26 protein-coding genes and 1 riboswitch are annotated in these 26,986 nt (G+C 59.6%); of the genes, 15 read left to right on the forward strand and 11 right to left on the reverse strand.

All coding sequences use genetic code 11. The annotated features are described in order from the left end of the window. Window positions 1-77: 77 nt before the first annotated feature. Genes ACYZTW_RS26075 through rpoE form a run of 3 tightly spaced genes read right to left on the reverse strand, consistent with a single transcriptional unit; the run spans window position 78 to window position 2,242 of the window. Complete coding sequence (locus tag ACYZTW_RS26075) at window positions 78-1,034, reverse strand: MucB/RseB C-terminal domain-containing protein (RefSeq protein WP_462002380.1); 957 nt, start codon at window positions 1,032-1,034, stop codon at window positions 78-80. Window positions 1,035-1,042: 8 nt separating this feature from the next. Continuing rightward, window positions 1,043-1,630, reverse strand: a complete 588-nt coding sequence (locus ACYZTW_RS26080) for a sigma-E factor negative regulatory protein (protein ID WP_462002381.1) — start codon at window positions 1,628-1,630, stop codon at window positions 1,043-1,045. A gap of 30 nt (window positions 1,631-1,660) precedes the next feature. Continuing rightward, window positions 1,661-2,242 (reverse strand): RNA polymerase sigma factor RpoE, encoded by a 582-nt coding sequence (gene rpoE / locus ACYZTW_RS26085; RefSeq protein ID WP_007944079.1) that lies wholly within the window; start codon window positions 2,240-2,242, stop codon window positions 1,661-1,663. A gap of 560 nt (window positions 2,243-2,802) precedes the next feature. Between rpoE and nadB the strand changes: the two genes are divergently transcribed. Beyond that, window positions 2,803-4,419, forward strand: coding sequence for an L-aspartate oxidase (gene nadB / locus ACYZTW_RS26090; protein ID WP_462002382.1), 1,617 nt, complete (start codon window positions 2,803-2,805; stop codon window positions 4,417-4,419). Here the strand turns inward: nadB and ACYZTW_RS26095 are convergent. After that, on the reverse strand, window positions 4,388-4,840 hold the full coding sequence (locus tag ACYZTW_RS26095; protein WP_462002383.1) for a protein YgfX: 453 nt from the start codon (window positions 4,838-4,840) through the stop codon (window positions 4,388-4,390). The genes nadB and ACYZTW_RS26095 overlap by 32 nt on opposite strands. Continuing rightward, window positions 4,824-5,078, reverse strand: a complete 255-nt coding sequence (locus tag ACYZTW_RS26100) for an FAD assembly factor SdhE (RefSeq protein WP_007944081.1) — start codon at window positions 5,076-5,078, stop codon at window positions 4,824-4,826. Before ACYZTW_RS26100 ends, ACYZTW_RS26095 begins: the two co-directional genes overlap by 17 nt. A 149-nt stretch (window positions 5,079-5,227) precedes the next feature. Here ACYZTW_RS26100 and ygfZ point away from each other — a divergent pair, with 149 nt between their 5' ends. Then, window positions 5,228-6,169, forward strand: a complete 942-nt coding sequence (gene ygfZ, locus ACYZTW_RS26105) for a CAF17-like 4Fe-4S cluster assembly/insertion protein YgfZ (protein WP_462002384.1) — start codon at window positions 5,228-5,230, stop codon at window positions 6,167-6,169. 34 nt (window positions 6,170-6,203) lie between these two features. Continuing rightward, the gene (locus ACYZTW_RS26110) at window positions 6,204-7,025 is read left to right on the forward strand and encodes an HDOD domain-containing protein (RefSeq protein ID WP_462002385.1); all 822 of its coding nucleotides are present in this window, start codon (window positions 6,204-6,206) and stop codon (window positions 7,023-7,025) included. Between the two features lie 104 nt (window positions 7,026-7,129). On the opposite strand, the gene ACYZTW_RS26115 is transcribed toward ACYZTW_RS26110, so the two are convergent. Beyond that, window positions 7,130-8,518: a sensor histidine kinase gene (locus tag ACYZTW_RS26115; RefSeq protein ID WP_462002386.1), complete on the reverse strand. Its 1,389-nt coding sequence runs from the start codon at window positions 8,516-8,518 to the stop codon at window positions 7,130-7,132. After that, window positions 8,511-9,182, reverse strand: coding sequence for a response regulator (locus tag ACYZTW_RS26120; RefSeq protein WP_008153060.1), 672 nt, complete (start codon window positions 9,180-9,182; stop codon window positions 8,511-8,513). The genes ACYZTW_RS26115 and ACYZTW_RS26120 overlap by 8 nt, the downstream gene beginning before the upstream one ends. 395 nt (window positions 9,183-9,577) lie before the next feature. On the opposite strand from ACYZTW_RS26120, the gene ACYZTW_RS26125 reads away from it, so the two are divergent. Genes ACYZTW_RS26125 through ACYZTW_RS26145 form a run of 5 tightly spaced genes read left to right on the forward strand, consistent with a single transcriptional unit; the run spans window position 9,578 to window position 14,951 of the window. Beyond that, entirely contained in the window at window positions 9,578-10,870 is a 1,293-nt protein-coding gene (locus ACYZTW_RS26125; RefSeq protein WP_462002387.1) for an OprD family porin, read from the forward strand. 39 nt (window positions 10,871-10,909) lie between these two features. Further along, on the forward strand, window positions 10,910-11,887 hold the full coding sequence (locus ACYZTW_RS26130; RefSeq protein WP_462002388.1) for a Bug family tripartite tricarboxylate transporter substrate binding protein: 978 nt from the start codon (window positions 10,910-10,912) through the stop codon (window positions 11,885-11,887). Between the two features lie 59 nt (window positions 11,888-11,946). Continuing rightward, window positions 11,947-12,405: a tripartite tricarboxylate transporter TctB family protein gene (locus tag ACYZTW_RS26135; protein WP_462002389.1), complete on the forward strand. Its 459-nt coding sequence runs from the start codon at window positions 11,947-11,949 to the stop codon at window positions 12,403-12,405. 1 nt (window position 12,406) lies between these two features. After that, entirely contained in the window at window positions 12,407-13,921 is a 1,515-nt protein-coding gene (locus ACYZTW_RS26140; protein WP_462002390.1) for a tripartite tricarboxylate transporter permease, read from the forward strand. Then, window positions 13,914-14,951: an AbrB family transcriptional regulator gene (locus ACYZTW_RS26145; RefSeq protein ID WP_462002391.1), complete on the forward strand. Its 1,038-nt coding sequence runs from the start codon at window positions 13,914-13,916 to the stop codon at window positions 14,949-14,951. The genes ACYZTW_RS26140 and ACYZTW_RS26145 overlap by 8 nt, the downstream gene beginning before the upstream one ends. A 76-nt stretch (window positions 14,952-15,027) precedes the next feature. Here ACYZTW_RS26145 and ACYZTW_RS26150 read toward each other — a convergent pair whose 3' ends face one another. Next, window positions 15,028-15,459, reverse strand: coding sequence for a hypothetical protein (locus ACYZTW_RS26150; RefSeq protein WP_462002392.1), 432 nt, complete (start codon window positions 15,457-15,459; stop codon window positions 15,028-15,030). Between the two features lie 157 nt (window positions 15,460-15,616). Continuing rightward, entirely contained in the window at window positions 15,617-16,312 is a 696-nt protein-coding gene (ung, locus tag ACYZTW_RS26155) for a uracil-DNA glycosylase (RefSeq protein ID WP_462002393.1), read from the reverse strand. Window positions 16,313-16,444: 132 nt separating this feature from the next. Here ung and ACYZTW_RS26160 point away from each other — a divergent pair, with 132 nt between their 5' ends. Continuing rightward, a complete protein-coding gene (locus ACYZTW_RS26160; RefSeq protein WP_462002394.1) occupies window positions 16,445-17,548 on the forward strand; it encodes an enoyl-CoA hydratase/isomerase family protein in 1,104 nt (367 codons plus the stop codon). Window positions 17,549-17,608: 60 nt separating this feature from the next. Here ACYZTW_RS26160 and ACYZTW_RS26165 read toward each other — a convergent pair whose 3' ends face one another. Both ACYZTW_RS26165 and ACYZTW_RS26170 read right to left on the reverse strand, forming a co-directional pair. Continuing rightward, window positions 17,609-18,037: a hypothetical protein gene (locus ACYZTW_RS26165; RefSeq protein ID WP_462002395.1), complete on the reverse strand. Its 429-nt coding sequence runs from the start codon at window positions 18,035-18,037 to the stop codon at window positions 17,609-17,611. Window positions 18,038-18,248: 211 nt separating this feature from the next. Next, window positions 18,249-18,482 (reverse strand): hypothetical protein, encoded by a 234-nt coding sequence (locus ACYZTW_RS26170; RefSeq protein ID WP_462002396.1) that lies wholly within the window; start codon window positions 18,480-18,482, stop codon window positions 18,249-18,251. A 283-nt stretch (window positions 18,483-18,765) separates the two neighbouring features. Continuing rightward, window positions 18,766-18,866, forward strand: a riboswitch (guanidine-I (ykkC/yxkD leader). A gap of 62 nt (window positions 18,867-18,928) precedes the next feature. On the opposite strand from ACYZTW_RS26170, the gene ACYZTW_RS26175 reads away from it, so the two are divergent. From ACYZTW_RS26175 to uca, 6 genes are all read left to right on the forward strand, one after another. Continuing rightward, window positions 18,929-19,996 carry a putative urea ABC transporter substrate-binding protein gene (locus ACYZTW_RS26175; RefSeq protein WP_462002397.1) on the forward strand — a complete coding sequence of 356 codons (1,068 nt, stop codon included), beginning with the start codon at window positions 18,929-18,931 and terminating at the stop codon, window positions 19,994-19,996. 16 nt (window positions 19,997-20,012) lie between these two features. Continuing rightward, window positions 20,013-20,828 (forward strand): ABC transporter permease, encoded by an 816-nt coding sequence (locus ACYZTW_RS26180; RefSeq protein WP_462002398.1) that lies wholly within the window; start codon window positions 20,013-20,015, stop codon window positions 20,826-20,828. Then, window positions 20,825-21,613: an ABC transporter ATP-binding protein gene (locus tag ACYZTW_RS26185; protein WP_462002399.1), complete on the forward strand. Its 789-nt coding sequence runs from the start codon at window positions 20,825-20,827 to the stop codon at window positions 21,611-21,613. Before ACYZTW_RS26180 ends, ACYZTW_RS26185 begins: the two co-directional genes overlap by 4 nt. A gap of 13 nt (window positions 21,614-21,626) precedes the next feature. Then, the gene (locus ACYZTW_RS26190) at window positions 21,627-22,352 is read left to right on the forward strand and encodes an urea amidolyase associated protein UAAP1 (RefSeq protein WP_462002400.1); all 726 of its coding nucleotides are present in this window, start codon (window positions 21,627-21,629) and stop codon (window positions 22,350-22,352) included. An 11-nt stretch (window positions 22,353-22,363) separates the two neighbouring features. Then, window positions 22,364-23,005, forward strand: a complete 642-nt coding sequence (locus tag ACYZTW_RS26195; protein WP_076030050.1) for an urea amidolyase associated protein UAAP2 — start codon at window positions 22,364-22,366, stop codon at window positions 23,003-23,005. 335 nt (window positions 23,006-23,340) lie between these two features. Continuing rightward, a complete protein-coding gene (gene uca, locus ACYZTW_RS26200; protein WP_462002401.1) occupies window positions 23,341-26,973 on the forward strand; it encodes an urea carboxylase in 3,633 nt (1,210 codons plus the stop codon). Window positions 26,974-26,986 lie beyond the last annotated feature (13 nt).

Consider the following 26,986-nt stretch of genomic DNA (forward strand, 5'->3'; position numbering starts at 1 on the left):
GAGGGGCTCTGACCTATAGAAAAATTCGAGGATATTTGCAAGTTGAAATGCTCACCAAACATTTCGATATCAGCTCACTACTTGGTTGCAGTGGCGTCGCTGCGCATGGATAGCGCAATCCGTTCAGCGGTGCCAATCGGAATCTCACCGACCACGGTCACCATCATCTCGCCTTGCGGGGTGGTCAAGCGTCGGGAAACTGCGACGGTTGGCCCCAACTGGGTGCGGGTGTCAGTAACTGTTGCGCCATTCAACGGTTCAAGGAAAACCGAGAAACGGGCCAGACCATCGTCATACATCAGACTGTTGACTTGAGTTTTGGTCTCTGGATCCTTGCGGGAGGTACTGCTGGTCAACTCGAAACCAGGCGGTAACCAGTCCGAACGCCATACTTGCGCGGCCTTGATTGCAGAAGCCTTGTCACTGTCGAGGGCAACAGTTTTGCAATCGGCGCCAGGCTGCAAGTCGCTGTCGGACGGAACATCGGCGGTATCCAGTTGCGTGAACTGGAATCGCTCCAGCAACTGCCCTCGTTCATTCAGAAGCAATGATTTGAGAGGCAGGCCGGTTTCTTTATCCAGATGCAATTCAAAACCGTAACGGTGTTGATCGCGAGGCGTCAGTGAAACGATCACTGCCGCACGCCCGGCCACACGCGACTTGCCTATGACGGCAAGGTCGTACCAATTCTTCAGCTTTTGTGGATCGAGTGGACGAGCAGCGGAGTTGGGGGAATCCCCAAGCCCTGCTATCAGAATGCCACTGACGCATTGAGTACGCCCATCAATGCGCACGACTTCCTGTGCCGAGCCGTCGAGCTGGAGTATACGCTCGCGGACCTTGCCATCCTGGACGCGGTGCCAGATGTTGTGGGTAGAAAAACTACCGTTACGCTCGTAGACGAATGTACCGTGAAAGCTTTGCTGTTGCTCGGCTTGGCCCAGACGGGTCAACCAGTCCTGGGCTTCATCAGCATGGGCTGGAACAACAAACCAGCCACCGAGCAGAAGCGTAAGTAGAGGTATGGCGCGCATGATCCTCCTTAACGGTTTTCCATACTTGCTGCACGAGCGTAAGGCAGAGCGCTCTCAGTACCTTTCAGTGCAGCCTGTTGAGCATGTTGGCGCAAGTAGCCTGGCAGACGCTGATCGTGCCAGCCTGGCTGACCTTGCAATACGCCGTTGGCCATAGGGCCAGTGGCTTCCGAACTCTCATTATAGCCTGCCAATACAGCTGGACCCTTGACCTGAGGAATAGCCAGACCCGGTTGACTGGATTGTTGAGCCAGTTCGACCCCAGCGATCTCGTCCTGGTTATACAGACGAACACCTGCCAGTACGGCGAGGGTTACCGAAGCAGCGACCGCCAGACGACCCAGGCTGCGCCATGGACCACGGGAGGCTTTTGCCGGTACAGCTTCGTCAGCCAGCGCAGCAGAGACTGCCGCAGCGATATCCAGACGTGGAAGCAGCAAATCCTTGTGCATAACTGCCCGAGCGATTTGATAACGAGCCCAGGTATCACGGGTTTCAACATCGTCAAAGGCATTCAATACCCGACGCAATTCCAATTCGTCCGCTTCGTTATCCATCACTGCGGACAGCGATTCCTGCAGGGCTTCACGACTCATGGCGTTCCTCTCTTGGCTGTCGCCGCTGTCTCAGTTTTCCTGCAACAACGGCTGCAGGGCTTTATCGATGGCTTCCCGAGCGCGGAAAATCCGGGAGCGCACGGTACCCACCGGACATTGCATGACGGCCGCAATGTCCTCGTAACTCAGACCATCGAATTCACGTAAAGTTAAGGCCGTACGTAAATCTTCTGGCAGTTGCTGAATGGTTCGATGGACGGTGCCTTCGATCTCATCCCGCAGCAATGCACGCTCTGGCGACTCGAGATCCTTGAGGCCATGATCGCCATCGTAGAACTCTGCATCCTCGGAACTGACATCGCTATCCGGCGGCCGACGGCCGCGTGAAACCAGATAGTTTTTCGCCGTGTTGATGGCGATGCGGTAAAGCCACGTATAAAACGCGCTGTCTCCGCGAAAATTTCCAAGTGCACGGTACGCCTTGATAAAGGCTTCCTGCGCCACATCCTGGGCTTCATGGGTGTCGTGCACAAAACGCACGATCAACCCGAGAATTTTGTGCTGGTATTTCAGCACTAGCAGATCGAAAGCTCGCTTGTCGCCGCGCTGAACGCGTTCGACCAGCTGCTGATCCTCTTCCTGGGTTAGCATGAACACTCCTCGATAAGCTCGGAGGAGGCTTGCATAACTAAACAACCAGACTTGCAAACATAGACTCGGGCTTTTCGCAAAAGTTCTCCCCCTCCAAGCAAGTTTCCTGCGGGCTCTGATTTGGCACGCACGAAAAGCGCAGCGCGGGTTAACCCGGCTGCGCGAATAATCTTTGTCATCGGATTCGCCGGCAAGGATCAAACCACAGATCCCGCGTTGAAGCCGACACTGTCCCTTGAATCAGGCAACGGTCTATTGATCTTGGGCCTTTGGCAAAAGTTCCAAATATTTATAGCTGCGCAAGACCGACATTGTGCAACCGCGAATAGAAAAAGACTGTTAAATCCTTGATACAGTCGTCTTGTCGCCGAACCGGCCGAAAAACCATCCGACGAAGCGTCAGGTATTTTCCGTCACAGTAGTTTCACAATGCCATGTGTGCTCGGCTATTGTGCCGCTCCCCCCCTCTATATACTAGTGGGCTGTGTGGCTGTCTTGACTCGCCGATCCAGGTGTCTTGCGCCAACCCCGACCCGGGTCGCTTTGAGCGGAATCCTGAAATGAGCCAACAGTTTCAACACGATGTTCTGGTCATTGGCAGCGGCGCTGCCGGTTTGAGTCTTGCGCTGACCTTGCCCGGTCATTTGCGCATCGCCGTACTGAGCAAAGGCGACCTCGCCAATGGCTCGACTTTCTGGGCCCAGGGTGGCGTCGCTGCCGTCCTGGATGACACCGACACCGTTGAATCACATGTCGATGACACCCTCAATGCCGGCGGCGGCCTGTGCCACGAAGACGCCGTGCGCTTTACCGTCGAGCACAGTAAAGAAGCGATTCAATGGCTGATCGACCAAGGTGTGCCCTTCACCCGCGATGAACAGTCCGGCACCGAAGATGGCGGATTCGAGTTCCATCTGACCCGCGAAGGCGGTCACAGCCATCGGCGCATCATCCATGCCGCCGATGCCACGGGCGCGGCGATTTTCAGAACCTTGCTCGACAAGGCCAGGCAACGACCGAACATCGAACTGCTGGAACAGCGGGTCGCGGTCGACCTGATCACCGAAAAGCGCCTGGGCCTTGAAGGCGATCGCTGCCTCGGCGCCTACGTCCTCAATCGCGGGACCGGCGAAGTCGACACCTACGGCGCACGTTTCGTGATCCTCGCATCCGGCGGCGCAGCAAAGGTCTATCTCTATACCAGCAACCCCGACGGCGCTTGCGGTGACGGCATTGCCATGGCCTGGCGTTCGGGCTGCCGGGTGGCGAATCTGGAGTTCAACCAGTTCCACCCCACTTGCCTGTATCACCCGCAAGCCAAGAGCTTCCTGATCACCGAAGCCCTGCGCGGCGAAGGTGCACACCTGAAGCTGCCCAACGGCGAACGTTTCATGCAACGCTTTGACCCTCGCGCCGAACTGGCCCCGCGCGACATCGTCGCCCGGGCCATCGACCATGAAATGAAGCGCCTGGGTGTCGATTGTGTCTATCTGGACATCAGCCACAAGCCGGAAGCGTTCATCAAGACTCACTTCCCGACGGTGTACGAACGCTGCCTCGAATTCGCCATCGACATCACCAAGCAACCGATTCCGGTAGTGCCAGCGGCGCACTACACCTGCGGCGGCGTGATGGTCGATCAGCAAGGTCGCACCGACGTGCCGGGGCTATATGCCATTGGCGAAACCAGTTTCACCGGCCTGCATGGTGCCAACCGCATGGCCAGCAACTCATTGCTGGAGTGTTTCGTCTACGCGCGTTCGGCGGCGGCGGACATTCTTGAGCAGCTGCCGCAGGTTTCGGTTCCGATCGCCCTGCCCGTCTGGGATGCGAGCCAGGTCACCGACTCCGATGAGGACGTGATCATTGCGCACAACTGGGACGAACTGCGCCGATTCATGTGGGACTACGTCGGCATCGTGCGCACCAACAAGCGCTTGCAACGGGCACAGCACCGCGTGCGGCTGTTGCTGGACGAAATCGACGAGTTCTACAGCAACTACAAGGTCAGTCGGGACTTGATCGAATTGCGTAACCTGGCCCAAGTGGCCGAGCTGATGATTCAGTCAGCCATGGAGCGCAAGGAAAGTCGCGGCCTGCATTACACCCTCGACTATCCGAACATGCTGCCGGTTGCCCTGGACACTATTCTGGTGCCGCCCACCTACGTCGACTGAACGTGAGTCGAACCCGCAGGCGCCGGTGCAGATCAGACGCCTGCGAGTCACGGGGCACACAAACCGCCCTGACCCGCCGTTCGCCCCGCAGACGAAAACGCAGCACAACGAGCAAAGGTAGCGCCAGGCTGTCCGGTCGTAGCTGCACCGATTGCCAACCCTCCTCCTGATTCCATAATTGCCAGCCATCGGCATTGCGACGCAAGCCGCGAAATGCCTGAGGGTGTGCCAGCAGAATCTGCCTCGGCAATGCCCAACAGCCGTGAGCCATACACAGCACAACGCCGAGCAGGCTGGCCCAGACCGGCATAGAGAGAAGGAACAGCGAACCCAGCGCGAACAGCTGGGCCAGAAGATACGCCGCCAGCAATTGCCGTGAGGCATGCCAGCGGCATTCGAACGCATTACTTGGGCTGGACACGATCCAGGATCATGCGAACCATGCGTTGAAGCTCCGGATCTTCCGATTCGGCGCGTTCCATGAACCAGCCGAACATGTCCTGATCTTCGCATTCGAGCAGCTTGCGGTAGCAATCGCGGTCGACATCATTGAGATGCGGATAGACCTCTTTCACGAACGGTACCAGCAACACGTCAAGCTCAAGCATGCCGCGGCGGCTGTGCCAGTAGAGGCGATTCAGTTCAACATCTTCGACCATGGAGCGCTCCTCAAATAGGCGGCAAGTATACAGCCCCAGGCTGAGTCGGACACTCGGCTTTGGTCGGCCACCAACGATCCTTTGGAAACTACCCATTTCGAGAGCGCCCCCTTATGATGTCCCCCAGACTCTTTACCCTGCGATGACCCATGGCCGATTCTGCTTTTTTCTGCACCCTGTCTCATGAAGGCGTTCTCGCAGTACGCGGTGCGGATGCCAGTAAATTCCTGCAAGGCCAATTGACCTGCAACCTCAATTACCTGAGTGACACCCAGGCCAGCCTCGGCGCCCGCTGCACGCAGAAGGGCCGGATGCAGTCGAGTTTCCGCATCCTGCTGGAAGGTGACGGCGTTCTGATGGCCATGGCCAGCGAACTGCTGGAACCGCAACTGGCGGACCTGAAAAAGTACGCGGTGTTTTCCAAATCCAAACTGACCGACGAAAGCGCGGCCTGGGTCCGCTTCGGCATCAACCAAGGCGATGCAGCACTGATCAGCCTCGGTCTTGAGCTGCCGGCCGACACCGACAGCGTCGCGCGCAACGACGGCTTGATCGCCATTCGCGTCTCGCCGGACCGCGCCGAACTCTGGGTCACCGCCGACCAGGCCGACCTCATCAAGGGCAAACTGTCCGCCGTATTGGCCGAAGGCGATCTGAATCAATGGCTGTTGGGCCAGATCCGCGCAGGGATCGGTCAGGTCATGCCGAGCACTCGCGAGTTGTTCATCCCGCAGATGCTCAATCTGCAAGCCGTGGGTGGCGTGAGCTTCAAGAAAGGCTGCTACACCGGCCAGGAAATCGTCGCGCGCATGCAGTACCTGGGCAAACTCAAGCGCCGCTTGTATCGCCTGACACTGGATGCCAGCGAGTTACCTGAACCCGGCACCCCCCTGTTCTCCCCAACCCACGGCAGTTCCATCGGTGAAGTGGTGCTGGCCGCCCGCGCCGAGCAAAACATTGAACTCCTGGCCGTGCTGCAAGCCGAAGCAGCGCAAGGGGGTGAAATTCATCTGGGCGCGCTCGAAGGGCCAGCCCTGCACCTGCTCGACCTGCCTTACCAACTGGATCGCGATCGCGAAATCCAGCGTTAACAGCAGCATTTATCGCAACACCTAGAGAAACGAAATGAGCGAGCTGGCGGAAAAGGTCCAACAGGATTTGGTTGAGGCCATCGATAATGATGACCTGGTTCTGCCAACGTTACCGGAAGTGGCCCTGCAGATTCGCAAGGCCGCTGAAGACCCGGAAATCAGCGTCAGCACCCTGAGCAAAGTGATCGGCCGCGATACCGCGTTGTCGGCGCGCCTGATCAAAGTGGTCAATAGTCCACTGTTGCGTGCGACCCAGGAAGTCACTGACCTGCACACGGCAATCACTCGACTGGGTGTCAATTACAGCAGCAACCTGGCCATTGGTCTGGTCATGGAACAGATCTTCCATGCCCGCTCAGAGGTGGTGGAACAGAAAATGCGCGATGTCTGGCGCAAAAGTCTGGAAATCGCCGGGATCAGCTATGCACTGTGCCGCAGGTACACCCAACTCAAGCCCGATCAGGCAGCCCTTGGCGGATTGGTGCACCAGATCGGTGTGCTGCCGATCCTGACTTACGCCGAAGATCACTATGAACTGCTGGCTGACCCGGTCAGCCTCAACCATGTGATCGATCACATTCATCCACTGCTCGGCGATAAACTGCTCAGGGTCTGGGAGTTTCCGGAAATGCTGGTACAGCTGCCGGGACTTTATCTGGACTTCAAGCGACAGTCCGAGCGGGTCGATTATGTCGATCTGGTGCAAGTGGCCAGCCTGTATTGCCACAAGGACACCGACCATCCCCTCGCCCGTATCGACGCATTCAGCGTGCCGGCGTTCAAAAAGCTGGGGATTGATCCGGAGAACGAGGCGACGTGCCGCGATCTGGAAGAGTCGCGGTCGATGTTTTACTGATTTCTGTGGCGAGGGAGCTTGCTCCCGCTGGGCTGCGAAGCGGCCCCAAAAAGGGACTGCTGCGCAGTCCAACGGGAGCAAGCTCCCTCGCCACAGGGTTGTGTTCACTCTCCAGCAATAAAACTCACCCGCACCTTCAAGCCAGCCTGCTCGCCATCGTGCAGGCTGATTTGAGCCAGGTGTGCGCGGCAGATCTCGCCGACAATCGCCAGCCCCAACCCCGAACCGGCCACCTGCTGGTTACGCCGATAAAACCGCTCGAACACCCGATCACGCTCTTCAAGAGGAATGCCCGGGCCGTCATCCTCGACCTCCAACACGGCCGGTGCCGTGACCCGAAGAATCACGTTGCCACCTGACGGCGTATGGGCCAGCGCGTTATCCACCAAATTGCTCAACAGTTCGTTCAACAGCGTTGGCTCGCCCCGCAACCACACGGGCTCGTCCGCTTCCAGCGCCAGCGCCACACCGCGTGCGTGGGCCAGCGGCGCCATGGCCATGCCGAGTTCGCGAGCCAGCTGACTGAGGTCAAGCAACTGCGCGCCGCCCTCGGCGATGGCCCGGGCACCATTTTCGACCCGTGCCAGCGAGAGCAATTGATTGGCAAGGTGGGTCAAACGATCCGTGCCTTGGGCGGCGGTTTCCAATGTACTGCGCCAGGTTTCCGGTTCGGCCGAGCGTAAGCCCAGCTCCAGTCGCGCCTTAAGCGCCGCCAGGGGAGTACGCAGCTCATGGGCGGCATCGGCGATGAACTGCGCCTGACGCTCGAACTGCCCGCGCAAGCGCTCGGTAAAGTGATTGAGCGCGCGCACCAGTGGCCACAATTCGTGCTGCACTTCCACCAACGGCAATGGCCGCAGATCGTCCGACTGACGCTCTTCCACCGCGGTGCGCAAGCGTTCCAGCGGACGCAACGCGGCGCTGACCGCAAACCACACCAACAACAACGCACCGACCGCCAGCATGCCCAGACGCAGCAACGTGTCCGCTGCCAGGCTGCGGGCCATGCTGACCCGCGCCTCATCGGTTTCCGCTACGCGGATTTCCGCCATGCCGTTCATGTTCGGCTCGCTCACGGGTTTGAGCAGGCTCACCACGCGTACGTTCTGTCCTTGGTATTTGGCGTTATAGAAACGCGCCAGTGCCGGATAATCGTCCGTTCGCGGGGTTCCCGGCGGCGGTGGCGGCAGGTTTTCGTAGCCCGAGATCAGTTTTTGATTGATGTCGTTGACCAAGTAAAAAATCCGTCCCGCACTGTCGTAGGCGAAGGTGTCGAGGGCCACGTACGGCACGTTGGCGCTCAGCGTGCCGTCGCGCTGGGAGATGCCCGCCGCGATGGTCCGCGCCGAGGCCAGCAAGGTCCGGTCATAGGCGGTGTCGGCAGCTTCGCGACCGTTCCAGTAAGCGCTCAAACCACTGGCCAACATCAACACCACCAGCAACAGCGCCAGGTTCCACAGCAACCGCCAGCGCAGGCTGCTGGGCTTATGCATCGCGGCTTTCCAGCAAGTAGCCGAGACCGCGGAAGGTCACGATGACCACCGGTTGGCCGTCAAGCTTCTTGCGCAGGCGATGGACATAGATCTCGATGGCGTCGGGGCTGGCCTCTTCGTCCAGACCGAATACCTGCGAGGCCAGTTGCTCCTTGCTCATCACCCGACCGGGACGGGCGATCAGGGCTTCGAGCACTGCCTGCTCGCGGGAGGTCAGGGTCAGCAATTCTTCACCGAGGGTGAAGCGCCGAGTGTCCAGGTCATAGGCCAGCACGCCACAGCGCTGCAGGCGTTCACCGCCGAGCACACTGCGGCGCAGCAAGGCTTTGACCCGGGCTTCGAGTTCGGTCAGTTCGAAAGGTTTGGCCAGGTAATCGTCAGCGCCGAGGTTCAGGCCGTGGACCCGATCCTTGACGTCGCTGCGGGCGGTCAACATCAACACTGGCAGGTTCTTGCCCCGCGCCCGCAGGCGCGCCAGCACTTCGAAGCCATCCATGCGCGGCAGGCCGACGTCAAGGATCGCCATGGCGTATTCCTCGCTGCTCAACGCCAGGTCCGCCGCCACACCGTCGTGCAGCACATCCACGGTCAGCCCGGTGCTCTTGAGCGCCTGGGCGACACTTTCGGCGAGCTGCAGATGGTCTTCGACGAGCAGAACACGCATGGATCTTTACCTCATTCAGGGATGGTCGACGCCATTCTTTGGCGCGGAGTTTACAGCCGCAACCGCCGCTGTGAAGCCCGAAAACCGTGAAAGTCTTCTGAAAGGTTAGCGAAAGGTTGGCCCGTTAGAGTCCAGCTACGGACAGTTTCGACTGCCCGACGTGAGTGCCCTGTCTCGCAAGTACGTTCCTTTTTTGACGAGTGGCCGTTGTCGTCAGGCAAGGCGCCGCGACGAGTCATAGCCCGCTATGGCGAGGAGCGGCAACACAGCATGACGGCAACAGACGCCGTCAAAAAGGAACAGTACTTGTGAGACAGGGTACTAGAGCACATAGCGATACGAAAAACGCCTCGAAGCGTTTTCGCCAATAAGAACAATAAACGGAGTACTTCAAGATGCTGTCCATGCAGCTTCAGGCTTGCCCGCCTGCTCGCTTTTCCCGCCTCAGCCAGACCGCCCTTGCCAGTGCCGCCGCCCTCGCCGGCTTTTCGCCGTTGAGTCAGGCTGCCTTCTTCGAAGACAGTACGGCAACCCTCGAAACCCGCAACATGTATTTCAACCGCGACTTTCGCGACGGTACCAGCGCCCAGCAATCCAAGCGGGACGAATGGGCTCAGGGGTTCATGCTCAATCTGCAATCGGGTTACACCGACGGCGCCGTGGGGTTCGGTGTCGATGCGCTGGGCATGCTGGGGGTCAAACTCGATTCGAGTCCCGACCGTACTGGCACCGGCCTGTTACCAACCCATGATGACGGCCGCGCCGCCGATGAGTACTCCAAGCTGGGCCTGACCGGCAAAGTGAAGATCTCCGCCACCGAACTTAAAATCGGCAGCCTGATTCCGGAACTGCCGATCCTCAAGCCCAACGACGGGCGCATCCTGCCGCAGACCTTTGAAGGCGGAATGCTGACCTCCAAAGAGATCAAGAACCTGACCTTCACCGGCGGGCGTCTGGAGAAAGCCAAGGACCGCGACAGCACCGACTTCGAGGACATCGCCCTCAACAACAAGAACAGCCGCTTCGCTGGTACCGCAGCCGGCAAGCATTTCGACTTTGGCGGCGTGGACTACAAGTTCACCGACAAAATCACCGGCAGCTACCACTTCGCGCAACTTGATGAAGTCTACAACCAGCACTTCCTCGGTGTTGTCGCTTCGCAACCGTTCGGCCCCGGCACTTTCGGCACCGATCTGCGCCTGGCCATCAGTGATGACCAGGGCGCGGCCCGTGGCGGCAAGATCGACAACAAATCCCTCAACGGCTTGGTGAGCTACGCCTTGAGCGGGCATAAATTCAGCGCCGGCTATCAGCACATGTCCGGCGACAGCGCGTTCCCTTATGTCGATGGCAGTGACCCGTACCTGGTCAACTTCGTTCAGATCAACGACTTTGCCGGCGCCGAAGAACACTCCTGGCAGGCACGTTACGACTTTGACTTCGCCAGGCTTGGGGTTCCCGGTCTGAGTTTCATGAGCCGTTACGTGAGCGGTGACAACATCAAGCTCAAGAACGGTGACGAAGGCAAAGAGTGGGAACGCAACACCGAAATCAAATACGTCGTACAAAGCGGCGCGCTCAAGGATGTCGCCGTGCGCCTGCGTAATGCCACTTACCGTTCCAACTACTCCGCTCGCGATGCCGATGAAGTGCGTCTGCTGGTGAGCTATAGCGTTGCCCTTTGGTAATTCAGTACACCTATAACAACAACTCCTAAGGAGACTTGAATGAACTTATCACTGCGTAAAGTTGCTCTCACCGCCAGCGCCCTGCTGTTCGCCGGCCAATTGCTCGCCGAACCAAAACGCCCGGAATGCATTGCCCCGGCCTCGCCAGGCGGCGGTTTCGACTTGACCTGCAAGCTGGCGCAAAGCGCGTTGGTGAACGAAAAACTGCTGACCAAACCGATGCGCGTGACCTACATGCCCGGCGGTGTCGGCGCGGTGGCATACAACGCGGTGGTCGCTCAGCGTCCGGCCGACGCCGGCACGCTGGTGGCGTGGTCCAGCGGTTCACTGTTGAACCTCGCCCAAGGCAAGTTTGGTCGTTTCGATGAAAATGCCGTGCGCTGGCTGGCCGCCGTTGGAACAAGCTACGGCGCCATCGCGGTGAAAAGCGATTCGCCTTACAAGAACCTGGACGATCTGGTTCAGGCACTGAAAAAAGATCCAAGCAAAGTGGTGATCGGCTCCGGCGGCACCGTCGGCAGCCAGGACTGGATGCAAACCGCGCTGATCGCCAAGGCTGCCGGGATCAACCCGCGTGACCTGCGTTACGTCGCCCTTGAAGGCGGCGGTGAAATCGCCACCGCCCTGCTCGGCGGCCACATCCAGGTCGGCAGCACCGACATCTCCGACTCCATGCCGCACATCCAGAGCGGTGACATGCGCCTGCTGGCCGTGTTCTCCGAGAAGCGTCTGGACGAGCCGGAAATGAAAGACATTCCGACCGCCAAAGAGCAAGGCTACGACATCGTCTGGCCAGTGGTTCGCGGTTTCTACCTCGGGCCAAAAGTCAGCGACGAAGACTACGCCTGGTGGAAAGACGCTTTCGACAAGCTGCTGGCTTCTGAAGAGTTCGCCAAGCTGCGCGATCAGCGTGAACTGTTCCCGTTCGCCATGACCGGCCCGGAGCTGGACACCTACGTGAAGAAGCAGGTCGCGGACTACAAAGTGCTGGCCAAAGAGTTCGGCCTGATTCAGTGATCGCCTCTGTCTAGCGGCTGCGGCCCCCGTTCTGCGGGGTCGTGGCACAGGAGTTTCCCATGCTCTTACAACGCATTTTTGCTTCGGTGCTGTTACTGGCCTGTGTTGGCCTGGCGCTGATGGCGTGGCCGTATCAAGCGTCTTTTTCCTACGAACCGGTGGGGCCGCGCGCCTTTCCACTGTTGATGCTCGGCCTGATGGGGCTGGCTTTGCTGTACATGGCGTTTCGGCCGACGCCGATCGTGCACAGCGACGACGACCCGAAACTGGACCGCGAAACCCTGATCAAAATCGGCATCTGCGTGCTGCTGTTGCTGGTGTTCGCCGGGGCCTTCGAACCCCTTGGTTTCATCGTCGCCAGCATTCTGATTGGAATCCCTATGGCACGCCTGTATGGCGGTCGCTGGCTGCCCAGTACGGTGATCATCAGCCTGATGGCTATCGGTCTTTATCTGCTGTTCGACAAGGTGATGGACGTGCCACTGCCGCTGGGCGTGCTCGACGTTCTGGAGAACTGATATGGATACTCTTGGCTATTTGGGTCAGGGCTTCGGCGTCGCGCTGAGCCCGTACAACCTGGTGACCGCGCTGTGCGGCACCCTGATTGGCACCGTCGTCGGGCTGTTGCCAGGCCTGGGCCCGATCAACGGCGTAGCATTGTTGATTCCGATCGCATTCGCCCTCGGCCTGCCACCGGAGTCGGCGCTGATTCTGCTGGCGGCGGTGTACCTGGGTTGCGAATACGGCGGCCGGATCAGTTCGATCCTGCTGAACATCCCGGGTGAAGCTTCCACCGTCATGACCACCCTCGACGGTTACCCGATGGCCCGCAAAGGCCTGGCCGGTGTAGCGCTGTCGCTGTCGGCGTGGAGCTCGTTCATCGGTGCGTTCATCGCGACGTGCGGCATGGTGCTGTTCGCCCCGCTGCTGGCGAAATGGGCGATTGCCTTCGGACCCGCGGAATACTTCGTACTGATGGTGTTTGCGATTATCTGTCTCGGCGGCATGGCCGGCGACCGACCACTAAAGACCTTTATCGCCGCGCTGATCGGTTTGTTTCTATCGACCGTCGGGATCGATGCCAACAGCGGCGTGTACCGTTTCACCGGGGATAACATCCATTTGACGGACGGCATTCAGTTCGTTGTGCTGGTGCTGGGCCTGTTCTCCATCAGTGAAATCCTTCTGCTGCTGGAAAAAACCCATCGCGGCCAGGAAGCGGTGAAAGCCACCGGGCGCATGATGTTCAACTTCAAGGAAGCCTCGGCGGTGTTCGTGGTGAACATCCGTTGCGGTTTGCTGGGCTTCATCATGGGCGTGTTGCCGGGTGCCGGCGCGACCTTGGCCAGCGCTGTGGCCTACATGACCGAGAAACGTATCGCCGGCGCCAACGGCACTTTCGGACAAGGCGACATGCGTGGCCTCGCGGCTCCGGAAACCGCTATCGGTGGCGCTGCTTGCGGTGCCCTGGTGCCCATGCTGACCCTCGGCGTTCCAGGTTCGGGCACCACGGCGGTGATGATCGGCGCACTGTCGCTGTACAACATCACCCCGGGCCCGCTGTTGTTCCAACAGCAACCGGACATCGTCTGGGGCCTGATCGCGTCGTTGTTCGTCGCCAACGTGATGCTGGTGATCCTCAACATTCCGATGATCCGCATCTTCACTCGCATCCTTGCCGTGCCGAACTGGGCGCTGGTGCCAGTGATTGCGATCATCACCGGGATCGGCGTCTACGCGGTGCATGCCACTACCTTCGACTTGTTCTTGATGATCGGCATCGGCATCTTCGGTTACATCCTGCGCAAGCTGGATTTCCCGCTGTCGCCGGTCCTGTTGGGCTTCATCCTTGGTGGCCTGATGGAGCAGAACTTGCGTCGCGCCCTGTCGATTTCCAATGGCGCGCTGGAAATCCTCTGGTCGAGCCCGATCACCTTTGGTGTCTGGGTACTGACCGCAATCATGCTGCTCATGCCGATCCTGCGAATCTGGCGCAAACGTTCGGTCGCCCGGCGCGTTATCGCCGATGTCTGATCGAACACCCTTCAAAGCCTGGTGGGGAACTCCGCTGGTCGGTCTGCTGGGCGGTTACCTGGCCAGCCAGATCGGCTGGCCGCTACCGTGGATGGTCGGTTCGTTGCTGGCGATCATCCTGGTGCGCTGCCTGACACCCTGGCAATTGGCGGAAATCCCTGGCGGCCGCAAGTGCGGCCAGTGGGTTGTCGGCATCGGTATCGGCCTGCACTTCACCCCGGTGGTGATGGAGCAGGTCCTGAGCCACTTCGGTCTGATCTTCTTCGGTGCATTGGTCACCAGCCTCTCGGCCGTGGTCGGGGTCTGGTTGATGCGGCGCACGGGTGAAGATCGCGCGACCGCGTTCTTTTCCAGCATGCCGGGCGGCTCCGGGGAGATGGTCAACCTCGGCGCGCGTAACGGCGCGGTGCTCAGTCGTGTTGCGGCGGGGCAAAGTCTGCGGGTGTTGGTGGTGGTGCTGTGTGTGCCGGCGGCGTTCAAGTATTGGCTGGGTGACGGTGCGCCGCTGTCCCATGCCACTTCCGTTGACTGGCGCTGGCTGGCGCTTCTGTTCCCGACGGGCGCCCTCGCCGCCTGGCTCTGGGAGCGTCTGCGTCAACCCAATCCGTGGCTGTTCGGGCCGTTGCTGGTGAGTGCAGCGGTGAGTATCGGTTGGGATCTGCACATCGGTTTGCCCAACGGCGGCAGCCAGATCGGCCAATGGCTGATTGGCAGCGGGCTGGGGTGTCACTTCAACCGACAGTTTTTTCGGCGTGCGCCATCGTTCATGGGCCGGACGTTGATCGGCACGGTGTTGACCATGTTGATCGCCACACTGGCGGCATTGGGGTTGAGTGCACTGACCCACCTGGATTTGCGTTCGTTGACGCTCGGCATGATGCCCGGCGGGATTGCGGAAATGAGCCTGACCGCAGAGACGTTGCAGTTGTCGGTGCCGCTGGTGACGGCGATGCAAGTGATGCGGCTGTTGTTTGTGTTGTTTTTGGCGGAGCCGTTGTTCAAGTATTGGAACAGAGTGCCCGAGCAGTAACCAATGGCTGTTTTATTTATGCTTTGATTTTTAATCCCACCCCAAGAGCGTCTTGGGGTGGGATTTTTTAAATCTCTCACTCAGTAATTTTAAATTTTCCCAAGTAAACTTCTACTCCAGGCGTCCCTGCTGTCCGAACGTAAAAATCTGAAGCGTCGATCGTATTGTTAGTGCGATCAAAGGTGAGGGTTATTTCTCCGCTTTTCGCCCATACCGCCTGACCATCGAAATCCCGATCATCCGCATAGATCGCCTGAACAATGTGTCCCAAACCAACCGAATGCTTCCCATCCTGAACGTTCTTTGGTATGTCAAAAATGACCGTGGTGAATCGGTCAGGTGTCTCAATCCTCCCACCAACCCGGTAATAATCCTTGTCGACCATGCTTTCTCTGAAAATGACGTCTGTAGTAACAAACCCTTCATCAGGTCTGCTTGTTACTACAGCGGAAAATTCTCCCGTCGCCTTAGGCAAAGCTTTAATGTCTTCAATGCTTAACTCTTTCATAATGAACTCCTGTTCTAGAATTAATAACCAGGCAAAGCTTGAACACTTCACGCTTGCTGGTTATTGATTGAACAGAAACCCCGTCGACCCGTCTACTGTCAGAAATAACAGGTATCCACGGGTATCGGATGAACGGTTATCTCACTAGTGATATTCGTCACGCAACCGGCGGCAATCGCCACTCGATCGGCGTTTCGCCATTCTGCTCAAGAAACTTATTGGTTCGGCTGAAGTGCCCGCACCCGAGGAAGCCGCGATAGGCGGACAACGGTGACGGATGCACCGACGTCAGCACCAGATGCTTGGTGGCATCGATCAGTTTCTGCTTGCTCTGGGCATGCGCGCCCCACAGCAGGAACACCAGATGTGGCTGGTGTTCGCTGACCACTTCGATAACCCGATCGGTAAAGTGTTGCCAGCCTTTGCCCGCGTGGGCGTTGGCATTGGCACGCTCCACGGTCATGGTGGTGTTGATCATCAGCACGCCTTGGTCGGCCCAGCTTTGCAGGCAACCGTGGCTCGGGATGTCGATGTTCAGGTCGCGTTTCAACTCTTTATAGATGTTCACCAGCGACGGCGGCGCCGGTACGCCCGGTTGCACCGAAAAGCACAAGCCATGGGCCTGTCCCGGACCGTGGTACGGGTCCTGGCCGAGGATGACGACTTTGACTTTATCCAGCGGCGTCGAATTGAGCGCATTGAAAATCATCGGTCCAGGCGGGTAGATTTCCTTGCCTGCCGCGCGCTCCTCTTGCAGAAAGTTGCGCAACTCTGCCATGTAGGGCTGGTCGAATTCGGCACGCAGTGCCTCCTTCCAGCTCGGTTCGAGTTTGATACGGTCGTCAGCAGTCATGGTTACATCCGGCAAAAACAATGGAGCGAACCCTAGGAAAGCCCATCACGCTTGTCAATTGATCTGACGCAGATCCGGCACTTTCCTACATAGCGATCATACTGAACGCTCAAATTCCCGATCGAGGTCACGATGAATCTGCACTTCGAAGAACTCACCGGCACCGACGGCGCACGCATCGGCATCGCCAGCCTGGATGCCGAAAAATCCCTCAATGCCCTGTCCTTGCCGATGATCAATGCCTTGCGCGATCAACTGGACGCCTGGGCCAAAGAGCCGCAAATCGTCTGCGTAGTGTTGCGTGGCAAGGGCGCCAAGGCCTTTTGCGCCGGTGGTGAAGTCCGCAGCCTGGTGGAAGCCTGTCGCACTCATCCCGGCGAAGTGCCGCCCTTGGCCGCGCATTTCTTTGCGGCGGAATATCGCCTGGACTTCAATCTGCACACCTTCCCTAAACCGCTGATCTGCTGGGGGCATGGCTATGTGCTCGGCGGCGGCATGGGGCTGTTGCAAGGGGCGAGCATCCGGATTGTCACGCCGAGCAGTCGCCTGGCGATGCCGGAGATCAGTATCGGTTTGTACCCGGATGTCGGGGCCAGTTGGTTTCTGTCGCGCCTGCCCGGCAAGCTCGGATTGTTTCTCGGTCTGACCGGTGCCCATATGAACGGTCGCGATGCGATCGATCTCGACCTGGCCGACCGTTTCCTGCTCGATGAACAGCAGGAAGAGCTGATCGAAGGCCTGCTACAGTTGAACTGGCAGGAACAGACGCCGATGCAGCTCAACAGCCTGCTCAAGGCCTTGCAGCAGGAAGCGCTCACGCAAATGCCCGAAGCCCAGTGGCTGCCACGACGCCAGCACATCGACGAACTGCTGGATGTCAGTGACGTGCGCTGCGCCTGGAAGGCCATCAGCCAGCTGCGTGACAGCACGGATCTGCTGCTCAGCCGTGCCGCGAAAACCATGAGTGAAGGCTCACCCCTGACCGCTCATCTGGTGTGGGAACAGATCGCCCGCGCCCGGCACATGTCCCTGGCTCAAGTCTTTCAGATGGAATACACCATGAGCCTCAACTGCTGCCGTCATCCTGAGTTCATCGAAGGCGTGCGCGCACGGTTGATCGACAAGGATCAAAAACCCCATTGGCACTGGCCAGACATCAATAACCTGCCGGATGCGGTGGTAGAAGCGCATTTCCACAAGGCCTGGGAAGGCCGGCATCCTCTGGCCGATCTGTAGGAATACTGAAATCCGGGCATAAAAAAAGCGGCGCTTCATGCGCCGCTTTTTTATGAGTGTTTAACGATGGCCGCCTCGGCCATCGTGATCGCCGCGACCGTTGTGATCGCCTCGTCCGCCACGATTGTCCCGCCCGCCATGTCCGCGATAGTCGTTGTCCCAACCGCCGCGGTTACGGCCATCCCAACGGTGATTCTGTTGGGCCCGATAGTCGCCTCGTTGCGACTGGTAATCGCGTGGTGCCGGTTGATAAACCCGCGGCTGGTGATAATACCGCGGTGTTGGCTGGTAATACCGCGCTGGCGGTGCGTAGTACCGGCGTGGTTGCGTGTAATAACCGCCGCCGCCTGAATAGTAAGGTCCGCCATCATAATAGGCTGGCGAGGTATAGACCTCGGAACTGTAGTAGCTGGCTCCTCCATCGGAATAAGGCACGCATGCACCAAGAGTCAATCCCAATACAGCAATCAGAAGAATTCGCAGATACATGGCGGCCTCCTGGACCGCGAGTGAGCCACACCAGCGACGCTGGCAGGCGACAGTCAATTATTCGGTGACTGTCGAAAGATCAGACATCGAATTCGAAATCTGGTGCGTTCTTGAAACACATTGAAACAAGTCGCCGATGAAAGGTTTTTCATCTTCCCCATAAAAAACGGCGCCTCCATGGACCGGACGCGCCGCAATATTCATACGCTGATTAATGGCGCCGGCGGTGGTATCCACCGCCGTAATAACGTGGCCCGTGCCCGCCGTAGTAATAGTAGCGATAGCCGCCGTAATAACGCGGGCCGTAATAGCCGCCATAGTAATAAGGCGAGTAATAACCGGGGTAGTAATAAGGGGCCGTGTACACATCAGCGGGCCCTGCGTAGTAGTAGCAGGAAGACAGCCCCACCCCAAAAATCACACTGAGCAAGATTCGACGCAACATGACGGCCTCCGGGAAGACCAGCGACAGCAGTCAGCACAGGCCGACTGACATCTGTTTTGACTGGAAAACCTGAATCGAGTGCTGCGCAACAAACACCTTCGGATCAGCGGCCAACACGTCCCATTGCGGTGCGCCCGCGCACCATCACAAGGCAACATCTCCTCCCCTTCCCTACGCGCCAATCACGCAATGCCGCAGGCCAGACGGCTCAAGCCGACTTGGCACGGCTCTCGCTTTAGCAAAGACGTGCAGGAGTCATCACAGGTTCGCGGCACCACAATTTGCAATGGCTGACTAGGGTTCCGGCTCGCTAAGGCGAGTGGCTGGTCCGAGAGTTGGCGACCTCCAGTTGAGGTTACACGGCGGGATAAAAGCCCGGGAGACAAGCCACCGTTCGCGGTGCCGCGTTGACTCCTGCCCGCCCTTGACCAACTGGAGAACCACCCATGTCCCAGCTTCGTTTACCCGCCCTGCTCGCCGCTGCATTCGCAGCCTTCGTGAGCGTCTCGTCCCAGGCCGCCCAGAAAGACCACTTCAGCGTCTGCTGGACCATCTACGCCGGCTGGATGCCCTGGGAATACGCTGGCAGCCAAGGCATCGTCGATAAATGGGCGAAGAAGTACGGCATCAAGATCGATGTCGTGCAGCTCAATGACTACGTCGAATCCATCAACCAATACACCGCCGGCCAGTTCGACGGTTGCACCATGACCAACATGGATGCACTGACCATTCCGGCGGCCGGTGGCGTCGACAGCACCGCGCTGATCGTCAGCGACTTCTCCAACGGCAACGACGGCATTGTGCTCAAAGGCGACGGCAAGAAAGTCACCGACCTCAAAGGCATGGACGTCAATCTGGTGGAGCTCTCGGTTTCCCACTACCTGCTGGCCCGGGCGCTGGATTCGGTGGACCTCACCGAGAAAGACCTGAAAGTGGTCAACACCTCCGACGCCGACATCTCGGCCGCCTTCAACACCGATCAAGTCAACGCCGTTACCACCTGGAACCCGATGCTTTCGGACATCAAGGCCAAGCCTGGGGTGACTGAAGTGTTCAACTCCAGCCAAGTCCCCGGCGAAATCATGGACATGATGGTGGTCAACTCATCGACCCTCAAAGACAACCCGGCACTGGGCAAAGCGCTGACCGGTGCCTGGTTTGAAGTGGTGGAGTTGATGAACGCGAAAAACGCCGCCAGCAAAGTCGCGCTCGAACACATGGCCAAGGCTTCCGGCACCGATCTGGCCGGTTTCCAGTCGCAACTGGACACCACCAAATTGTTTGCCACACCCAAAGAAGCCCTGGCGTTCTCCACCAGCAAGCAATTGCCGGAAACGATGCGCAAGGTGGCCGAGTTTTCGTTCCAGCATGGCTTGCTGGGTGAAGGCGCCAAGGACACCAGCGCGGTCGGCATGGCGTTCGCCAATGGCGTGACCAGCGGCGACAAGGCCAACCTCAAACTGCGCTTCGACCCGACCTACGTGCAGATGGCCGCCGACGCCAAGCTGTAATCAGGAGGACCTGGCCATGCGCCTGATCAATCGCCACCCGGATCGCCCGAGTCGCCTGTTGTTGGTGATCCTGCCGTTCGCCCTGGTGCTGCTCGCCTACTTCATGGGCTCGGCCGAGCGGCTGACGGACAACCCCAATGACAAGCTATTGCCGAGCGCGGTGCAGATGACCGACGCGGTCAAACGCCTGGCGTTCACCGCCGACAGCCGCACCGGTGAGTACGTGTTGTGGCAAGACACCGCTTCAAGCCTGCGTCGCCTGGCCATCGGCCTCGGCATCAGCGCGCTGGCCGGGCTGTGCCTGGGGATTGCCGCCGGTACGCTGCCGCTGTTCGGCGCGCCGTTGTCGCCGTTGCTGACGGTGCTGTCGATGGTGCCGCCGCTGGCGATTCTGCCGATTCTGTTCATCGTGTTCGGCTTGGGGGAGTTGTCGAAAGTGATGCTGATCGTGATCGGCATCACCCCGTGCCTGGCTCGCGATCTGGAGCAACGCGCCCGGGAGATTCCGGTCGAGTTGCTGATCAAGGCCCAGACCCTCGGCGCTTCGACCTGGACGCTGATGCTGCGGGTAGTGTTGCCGCAATTGCTCCCGCGCCTGCTGATCTCGCTGCGGCTGATGCTCGGCTCGGCATGGTTGTTCCTGATCGCCGCCGAAGCCATCGCGTCTACCGACGGACTCGGTTACCGGATTTTTCTGGTGCGCCGTTACCTGGCGATGGACGTGATTTTGCCCTACGTGGTGTGGATCACCCTGCTCGCCTGGCTGATGGATTGGGGCCTCAAGCGCCTGACCCAACGGGCGTTCCCTTGGTATGAGGGGGCCCGCGCATGAGCTTCATCACCGTGAAAAACGTCTGGCAGCAATACGCCGATCAGGTGGTGCTCGAAGGGCTGAACCTGAATGTCAACGAGGGTGAGTTCTGCACGCTGGTCGGCGCTTCCGGCTGCGGTAAATCGACCTTTCTGCGCCTGCTGCTCGGCCAGGAACGCGCCAGTCGCGGCGAGATTCTGTTGGATGGCCACGCCTTGGCCGGTGAACCGGATGCCAGCCGTGGCGTGGTGTTCCAGCGCTACTCGGTGTTCCCGCACCTGACGGTTCTGGACAACGTCGCCCTGGGCCTCGAACTGCCACGTTCGCCGCTGCTCGGACGCTTGTTCGGCAGCGCTAAAAAAGACGCACGCGAACAAGCCTCAGTGCTGCTGCACAAAGTCGGCCTCGGCCACTCGCTGGACAAGTACCCGGCGCAACTCTCCGGCGGCATGCAGCAACGACTGGCCATCGCTCAGGCGTTGATCATGAAGCCTCGGGTATTGCTGCTCGACGAACCGTTCGGCGCCCTCGATCCCGGCATCCGCAAGGATATGCACGGTTTACTGCTGGAGCTGTGGCGCGAGACGCAACTGACGGTGTTCATGGTCACCCACGACCTGTCCGAAGGCTTCAGCCTCGGCACTCGCCTGTTGGTGTTCGACAAAGTCCGCGTAGACCCGCACGCCCCCGGCGCCTATGGCGCGCGTATCACTTACGACATCCCTTTGAACAGCGACCGCCGCACTACCCGTGCCGCTGTCGACGCCTTGCCGGCTGAGCTGGCAGGCGCGCTTCGCACCGCTTAAGAGGACTTTGCACATGACTGATTCGATCCAACTGTTCCCACCCTTCGCCGAAGAAATGCTCCCCGGCGGCGGCCATCGTTCGTTCGTATTGAAACGCGGCCAACTGCTGCGCCTGACCGACCTGCGCGGCGGTGCCAACGTCAGCCTGACGCTGCTCAACGCCAATGAGAAAACCGAACGCCTGAACCTGCCCGACAGCCTCAAATGCCAACACACGGCCAAGCTCACCGCTGGTCACTGTTTGTACTCGGACATGGGCCGCGTGCTGGCCGCCATCACTGCTGACACCTGCGGCTGGAGCGACAGCCTCGGTGGTGTGCTGTGCGCTGAAGAGGTTGCGGAAAAATACGGCCAGGGCCGCTATCAGGAACTGCGCAACGGCTTTTTTCGCAACGGCACCGACAACCTGTTGGTGGAGCTGGGCAAGTGGGGGTTGGGCCTGTCCGATTTGCTGATGACGCTCAATTTGTTCAGCCGGGTGAACGTCGATGAGGCCGGGCGTTTCCACTTCGTCGAAGGCAATTCCAGGGCCGGTGACTACATCGAGTTGTATGCGCCGATGGACACGCTGGTGGTGCTCACCGCGCTGCAACATCCGATGGACCCTTCGCCTGAGTACGCACCGAAACCGCTGAAGCTTAGCTGGATGAACGCCGACGCTAGCGTCGCCGAACACTGCCGCACCTCGCGCCCGGAAAACGAGCGCGGCTTCATCAACACCGACCGTCTGTTCGCCTGAGGATCGCTGCCATGTCACTCGCAATCGCTACCGCTCAACAGCTGCCCGAAACCGCGATCTACCGCGCCACCATCCCGGCCGGCGAACCGTGGCTGATGGAGGTCAAGGCTGGCCAGACTTTGCGCATCCTCGATCTGGAAGGCAATCAGGCCGTCGACACGTTGTTCTACAGCGTTGCCAATCCCAAGGAACGCTACGACGTGCAGCGCACGTTGCGCCGACAGAACAGCGTCTACCTGAGCACCGGCAGCGTGCTCTATTCCAACCTCGGCAAACCGATGCTGACCATCGTCGCCGACACCTGCGGTCGACACGACACCCTCGGCGGTGCCTGCGCGCAAGAGAGCAACACCGTGCGTTACGCGCTGGAGAAACGCTACATGCACAGCTGCCGCGACAACTACCTGCGGGCCTGCGTCCACGACGGGCGGCTGGGCAAGGGCGACATCGGGCCGAACATCAACTTCTTCATGAACGTGCCGGTCACGGCGGATGGCGGGCTGACGTTTGAAGACGGCATCTCGGCGCCGGGCAAATACGTCGACCTGCGGGCCGAGATGGACGTGATCGTGTTGATCTCCAACTGTCCGCAACTGAATAACCCGTGCAACGCCTACAACCCCACCCCTGCGGAGCTGCTGGTATGGAACTGAAATTCGTGCGGTTGCGTCTTTGGCTGTTTGCCCTGTGCCAGGCCCGTTCCGGGCAGTGCCTAAAAAAGTAAAAACACCAAAATCCAAATGTGGGAGCGAGCTGTGGCGAGGGGATTTATCCCCGTTGGGCTGCGCAGCAGTCCCGTTTTTTAGGGGCGCTTCGCGCCCCAACGGGGATAAATCCCCTCGCCACAGCTCGCTCCCACAGGGTTCGGTGGTGGTTTTGAGTGAAGTGTTTTTGCCGTCGGGGACGACCCCGGCGCTTATCGAAAAACTGCGGGACGGCCCGCATCCCAGGTCGAGGCTGATGCGTTATCGCCTCCAGGGGTTATGCCATGTTCGAAAAAGTCCTGATTGCCAACCGTGGCGCCATTGCCTGTCGCATCCTGCGTACCCTGCGCGAGTTGCAGGTCCAGGGCGTTGCCGTTTACTCCGAAGCCGATGCCGCGAGCCTGCATATCCTGCAAGCCGATGAAGCCCACAGCCTCGGTGAAGGCGCAGCCGCCTGCACTTATCTGGCGGTCGACAAAATTCTTGCCATCGCCCAATCCAGCGGCGCTACGGCGATCCATCCGGGCTACGGTTTTCTCTCGGAAAACGCCGCGTTCGCCGAAGCCTGCGAAGCCGCCGACATCGCCTTCATCGGCCCGACGCCAGAGCAGCTGCGAGTGTTCGGTCTCAAACACACCGCGCGTGCATTGGCCAAGCAACATGGCATACCGATGCTCGAAGGCACCGAGTTGCTCGACAGCCTCGACGCAGCGCTGATTGCCGGCGAACAGGTCGGCTACCCAGTGATGCTCAAAAGCACCGCCGGCGGTGGCGGCATCGGCATGCGCGTGTGCCGCAGCGCTGGCGAATTGAGCGAATCCTTTGAAGCCGTCAAGCGCCTCGGCCAGAACAACTTCAGCGACGCCGGGGTGTTCATCGAGAAATACATCCAGCGCGCCCGCCATCTGGAAGTCCAGGTGTTCGGCGACGGCCAGGGTGAAGTGATTGCCCTCGGCGTGCGCGACTGCTCGGTGCAGCGCCGCAACCAGAAAGTCCTCGAAGAAACTCCGGCGCCGAACCTGCCCGAGGGCATGGCTGAGGAGCTGTGTGCGGCGGCGATCAAACTGGCCAAAGCGGTGAATTACCGTAGCGCCGGTACAGTGGAATTCGTCTTCGACAGCGAGGCTCAGCGTTTTTATTTTCTCGAAGTGAACACCCGTTTGCAGGTGGAGCACGGCGTCACCGAGCAGGTCTGGGGTGTGGATCTGGTGCGCTGGATGGTCGAACTGGCAGCCGGTGATTTGCCGCCGTTGAGCACGTTGAGCCAAGGCTTGAAAGCCTGCGGCCATGCGATTCAGGCACGGCTCTATGCCGAAGATCCGGGTCGCGATTTTCAGCCAAGCCCAGGCTTGCTGACCGCCGTGAACTTCCCTGCCGCCGATGGCAAACGCCTGCGCATCGACACGTGGGTCGAGGCCGGTTGCGAGATTCCCCCGTATTTCGATCCGATGATCGCCAAGGTCATCAGTTGGGCGCCGACCCGCGAAGAGGCCGCTGCCGATCTGCATCAGGCGTTGGGCGACAGCCTGCTCTACGGAGTGGAAACCAACCGCGATTATCTGCGGCAGATTCTGCTGGATGCGCCCTTCGCCAACGGTCAGCCGTGGACGCGTTGCCTGGAAGGCTTGGTGTATCAGGCCAACACGTTTGAAGTACTCAGCGCCGGCACTCAGACCAGCGTTCAGGACTATCCGGGTCGTCTTGGGTATTGGGCCGTGGGCGTGCCACCGTCGGGGCCGATGGACAGTCGCGCGTTGCGTTTGGGCAACAGTCTGCTGGCCAACGATGAAGGTGTCGCGGCGCTTGAAATCACCATGAGCGGGCCATTGCTGCGCTTCAATTGCGATGCCGTTGTGGCGGTCACAGGCGCGATGATTCCATTGGCGCTAAACGGTGAAGCCGTGCCGATGAACACTGCGCTGCGGGTTCCGGCGGGGGCGACATTGAGCCTCGGGACGATTGCCGGTGCAGGCGTCCGCAGCTATCTGTGCCTGCGCGGTGGCCTTCAAGTTCCAGATTATCTGGGTAGCAAAAGCACCTTCACCCTTGGCCAGTTTGGTGGTCACGGCGGTCGTGCGTTGCGTGCCGGCGACGTGCTGCATATCCCGGCCTTGAGCGACCGCAGCGCGGGTCAACAATTGGCTGAAGAACAGGTCACCGAGTTACCCGACCTGCGGCAGATCCGGGTGATCTACGGCCCTCACGGCGCACCAGAATACTTCACCGAAAACTACATCGGCACCTTCTTCGCCACTCAGTGGGAAGTGCATTTCAACTCCAGTCGAACCGGTGTGCGGTTGATCGGGCCGAAGCCTGAATGGGTGCGTGCCGATGGGGGTGAGGCGGGTCTGCATCCGTCGAATATTCATGACAATCCGTACGCCATTGGGGCGGTGGATTTTACCGGGGACATGCCGGTGATTCTGGGGCCGGATGGCCCGAGTCTGGGTGGGTTTGTTTGCCCGGTGACGGTGATCGAGGCGGATCTTTGGCAGCTGGGGCAGCTCAAGGCGGGGGATAAAGTGCAGTTCCTCCCAGTCGATCTCAAGACCGCCCGCAACCTCGCCTTGAAATGGAATCACTGTGGGAGCGAGCCTGCTCGCGAAGAAGTTGATGCGGTGCCTGTTCTGGCCCCTTCGCGAGCAGGCTCGCTCCCACAGGGGGTTGTGTCGCCTGTGGTGTTGGATATTGGGCAGGACGATACGCGGCTGGTCGCGAGATTGTCGGGGGACACTCATCTGCTGCTGGAAATCGGCGCTCCGGAACTTGACCTGGTCCTGCGCTTTCGCGCCCACGCATTGATGCAGGCGCTGGAAAGCCAAAACCTGCACGGCGTCATCGACCTGACACCGGGCATCCGCTCGCTGCAAGTGCACTACCAACCCGAACAACTGCCGCTGGCAGATCTGCTCGGCATCGTTGCCGGCGAATGGGACGCCGTGTGCGCCGCCAAGGACCTGCAAGTGCCTTCGCGCATCGTCCATTTGCCGTTGTCCTGGGACGACCCGGCCTGTCAGTTGGCAATCGAAAAATACATGACCACCGTGCGCAAGGACGCCCCGTGGTGCCCGAGCAATCTGGAGTTCATCCGCCGCATCAACGACCTGCCAAACCTCGACGAAGTGCAGCGCACGGTGTTCGACGCCAGCTACCTGGTGATGGGCCTGGGCGACGTCTACCTCGGTGCGCCGGTCGCCACGCCACTCGATCCGCGTCACCGTCTGGTGACAACCAAGTACAACCCGGCCCGCACCTGGACCGCAGAAAACTCGGTGGGCATCGGTGGCGCTTACATGTGCGTCTACGGCATGGAAGGCCCAGGCGGTTATCAGTTCGTCGGCCGCACCTTGCAGATGTGGAATCGCTATCGAGAGGTCGCCGCATTCGATGGCAAACCGTGGTTGCTGCGCTTCTTCGATCAGATCCGTTTCTACCCGGTCAGTGCCGATGAACTGCTGCGCATTCGACGGGATTTCCCCCTCGGACGCTTCGATCTGAACATCGAGCACGGTCAGCTGAATCTGGCGGACTACCAGGCCTTCCTGACGAAGGAAGCCGAGAGCATTGCCGCATTTCGCGATCAGCAAAAAGGCGCGTTCAACGCCGAACGCGAGCGCTGGATTGCCAGTGGTCAGGCGCATTTCGACAGCGAAGAACTGGCCGCGGAGGTGACCGAAGACGCACCGCTGGCCAGCGGTCAACAGAGCGTCGACAGCCACATCGCCGGCAACCTCTGGCAGGTTCAGGTTGAAACCGGCAGCCGGGTTGCCGCCGGTGATGTGCTGGTGATTCTGGAGTCGATGAAGATGGAAATCCCATTACTCGCGCCCGTGGCCGGGGTGGTACGCGAGATTCGTGTGCAACCGGGTTCGGCCGTGCGCGCCGGACAGCGCGTCGTGGTGCTGGAACTTGAGTGAACCCATTTTGAAA

The sequence above is a fragment of the Pseudomonas sp. LB3P25 genome (assembly GCF_054897985.1).

Bases quoted from the DNA above. Each gene is read 5' to 3' on its own strand.
- ACYZTW_RS26075 (WP_462002380.1), bottom strand. From the start codon at position 1,034: ATGCGCGCCATACCTCTACTTACGCTTCTGCTCGGTGGCTGGTTTGTT.
- ACYZTW_RS26080 (WP_462002381.1), bottom strand. From the start codon at position 1,630: ATGAGTCGTGAAGCCCTGCAGGAATCGCTGTCCGCAGTGATGGATAAC.
- rpoE (WP_007944079.1), bottom strand. From the start codon at position 2,242: ATGCTAACCCAGGAAGAGGATCAGCAGCTGGTCGAACGCGTTCAGCGC.
- nadB (WP_462002382.1), top strand. From the start codon at position 2,803: ATGAGCCAACAGTTTCAACACGATGTTCTGGTCATTGGCAGCGGCGCT.
- ACYZTW_RS26100 (WP_007944081.1), bottom strand. From the start codon at position 5,078: ATGGTCGAAGATGTTGAACTGAATCGCCTCTACTGGCACAGCCGCCGC.
- ygfZ (WP_462002384.1), top strand. From the start codon at position 5,228: ATGGCCGATTCTGCTTTTTTCTGCACCCTGTCTCATGAAGGCGTTCTC.
- ACYZTW_RS26110 (WP_462002385.1), top strand. From the start codon at position 6,204: ATGAGCGAGCTGGCGGAAAAGGTCCAACAGGATTTGGTTGAGGCCATC.
- ACYZTW_RS26115 (WP_462002386.1), bottom strand. From the start codon at position 8,518: ATGCATAAGCCCAGCAGCCTGCGCTGGCGGTTGCTGTGGAACCTGGCG.
- ACYZTW_RS26120 (WP_008153060.1), bottom strand. From the start codon at position 9,182: ATGCGTGTTCTGCTCGTCGAAGACCATCTGCAGCTCGCCGAAAGTGTC.
- ACYZTW_RS26125 (WP_462002387.1), top strand. From the start codon at position 9,578: ATGCTGTCCATGCAGCTTCAGGCTTGCCCGCCTGCTCGCTTTTCCCGC.
- ACYZTW_RS26130 (WP_462002388.1), top strand. From the start codon at position 10,910: ATGAACTTATCACTGCGTAAAGTTGCTCTCACCGCCAGCGCCCTGCTG.
- ACYZTW_RS26135 (WP_462002389.1), top strand. From the start codon at position 11,947: ATGCTCTTACAACGCATTTTTGCTTCGGTGCTGTTACTGGCCTGTGTT.
- ACYZTW_RS26140 (WP_462002390.1), top strand. From the start codon at position 12,407: ATGGATACTCTTGGCTATTTGGGTCAGGGCTTCGGCGTCGCGCTGAGC.
- ACYZTW_RS26145 (WP_462002391.1), top strand. From the start codon at position 13,914: ATGTCTGATCGAACACCCTTCAAAGCCTGGTGGGGAACTCCGCTGGTC.
- ACYZTW_RS26150 (WP_462002392.1), bottom strand. From the start codon at position 15,459: ATGAAAGAGTTAAGCATTGAAGACATTAAAGCTTTGCCTAAGGCGACG.
- ung (WP_462002393.1), bottom strand. From the start codon at position 16,312: ATGACTGCTGACGACCGTATCAAACTCGAACCGAGCTGGAAGGAGGCA.
- ACYZTW_RS26160 (WP_462002394.1), top strand. From the start codon at position 16,445: ATGAATCTGCACTTCGAAGAACTCACCGGCACCGACGGCGCACGCATC.
- ACYZTW_RS26165 (WP_462002395.1), bottom strand. From the start codon at position 18,037: ATGTATCTGCGAATTCTTCTGATTGCTGTATTGGGATTGACTCTTGGT.
- ACYZTW_RS26170 (WP_462002396.1), bottom strand. From the start codon at position 18,482: ATGTTGCGTCGAATCTTGCTCAGTGTGATTTTTGGGGTGGGGCTGTCT.
- ACYZTW_RS26175 (WP_462002397.1), top strand. From the start codon at position 18,929: ATGTCCCAGCTTCGTTTACCCGCCCTGCTCGCCGCTGCATTCGCAGCC.
- ACYZTW_RS26180 (WP_462002398.1), top strand. From the start codon at position 20,013: ATGCGCCTGATCAATCGCCACCCGGATCGCCCGAGTCGCCTGTTGTTG.
- ACYZTW_RS26185 (WP_462002399.1), top strand. From the start codon at position 20,825: ATGAGCTTCATCACCGTGAAAAACGTCTGGCAGCAATACGCCGATCAG.
- ACYZTW_RS26190 (WP_462002400.1), top strand. From the start codon at position 21,627: ATGACTGATTCGATCCAACTGTTCCCACCCTTCGCCGAAGAAATGCTC.
- ACYZTW_RS26195 (WP_076030050.1), top strand. From the start codon at position 22,364: ATGTCACTCGCAATCGCTACCGCTCAACAGCTGCCCGAAACCGCGATC.
- uca (WP_462002401.1), top strand. From the start codon at position 23,341: ATGTTCGAAAAAGTCCTGATTGCCAACCGTGGCGCCATTGCCTGTCGC.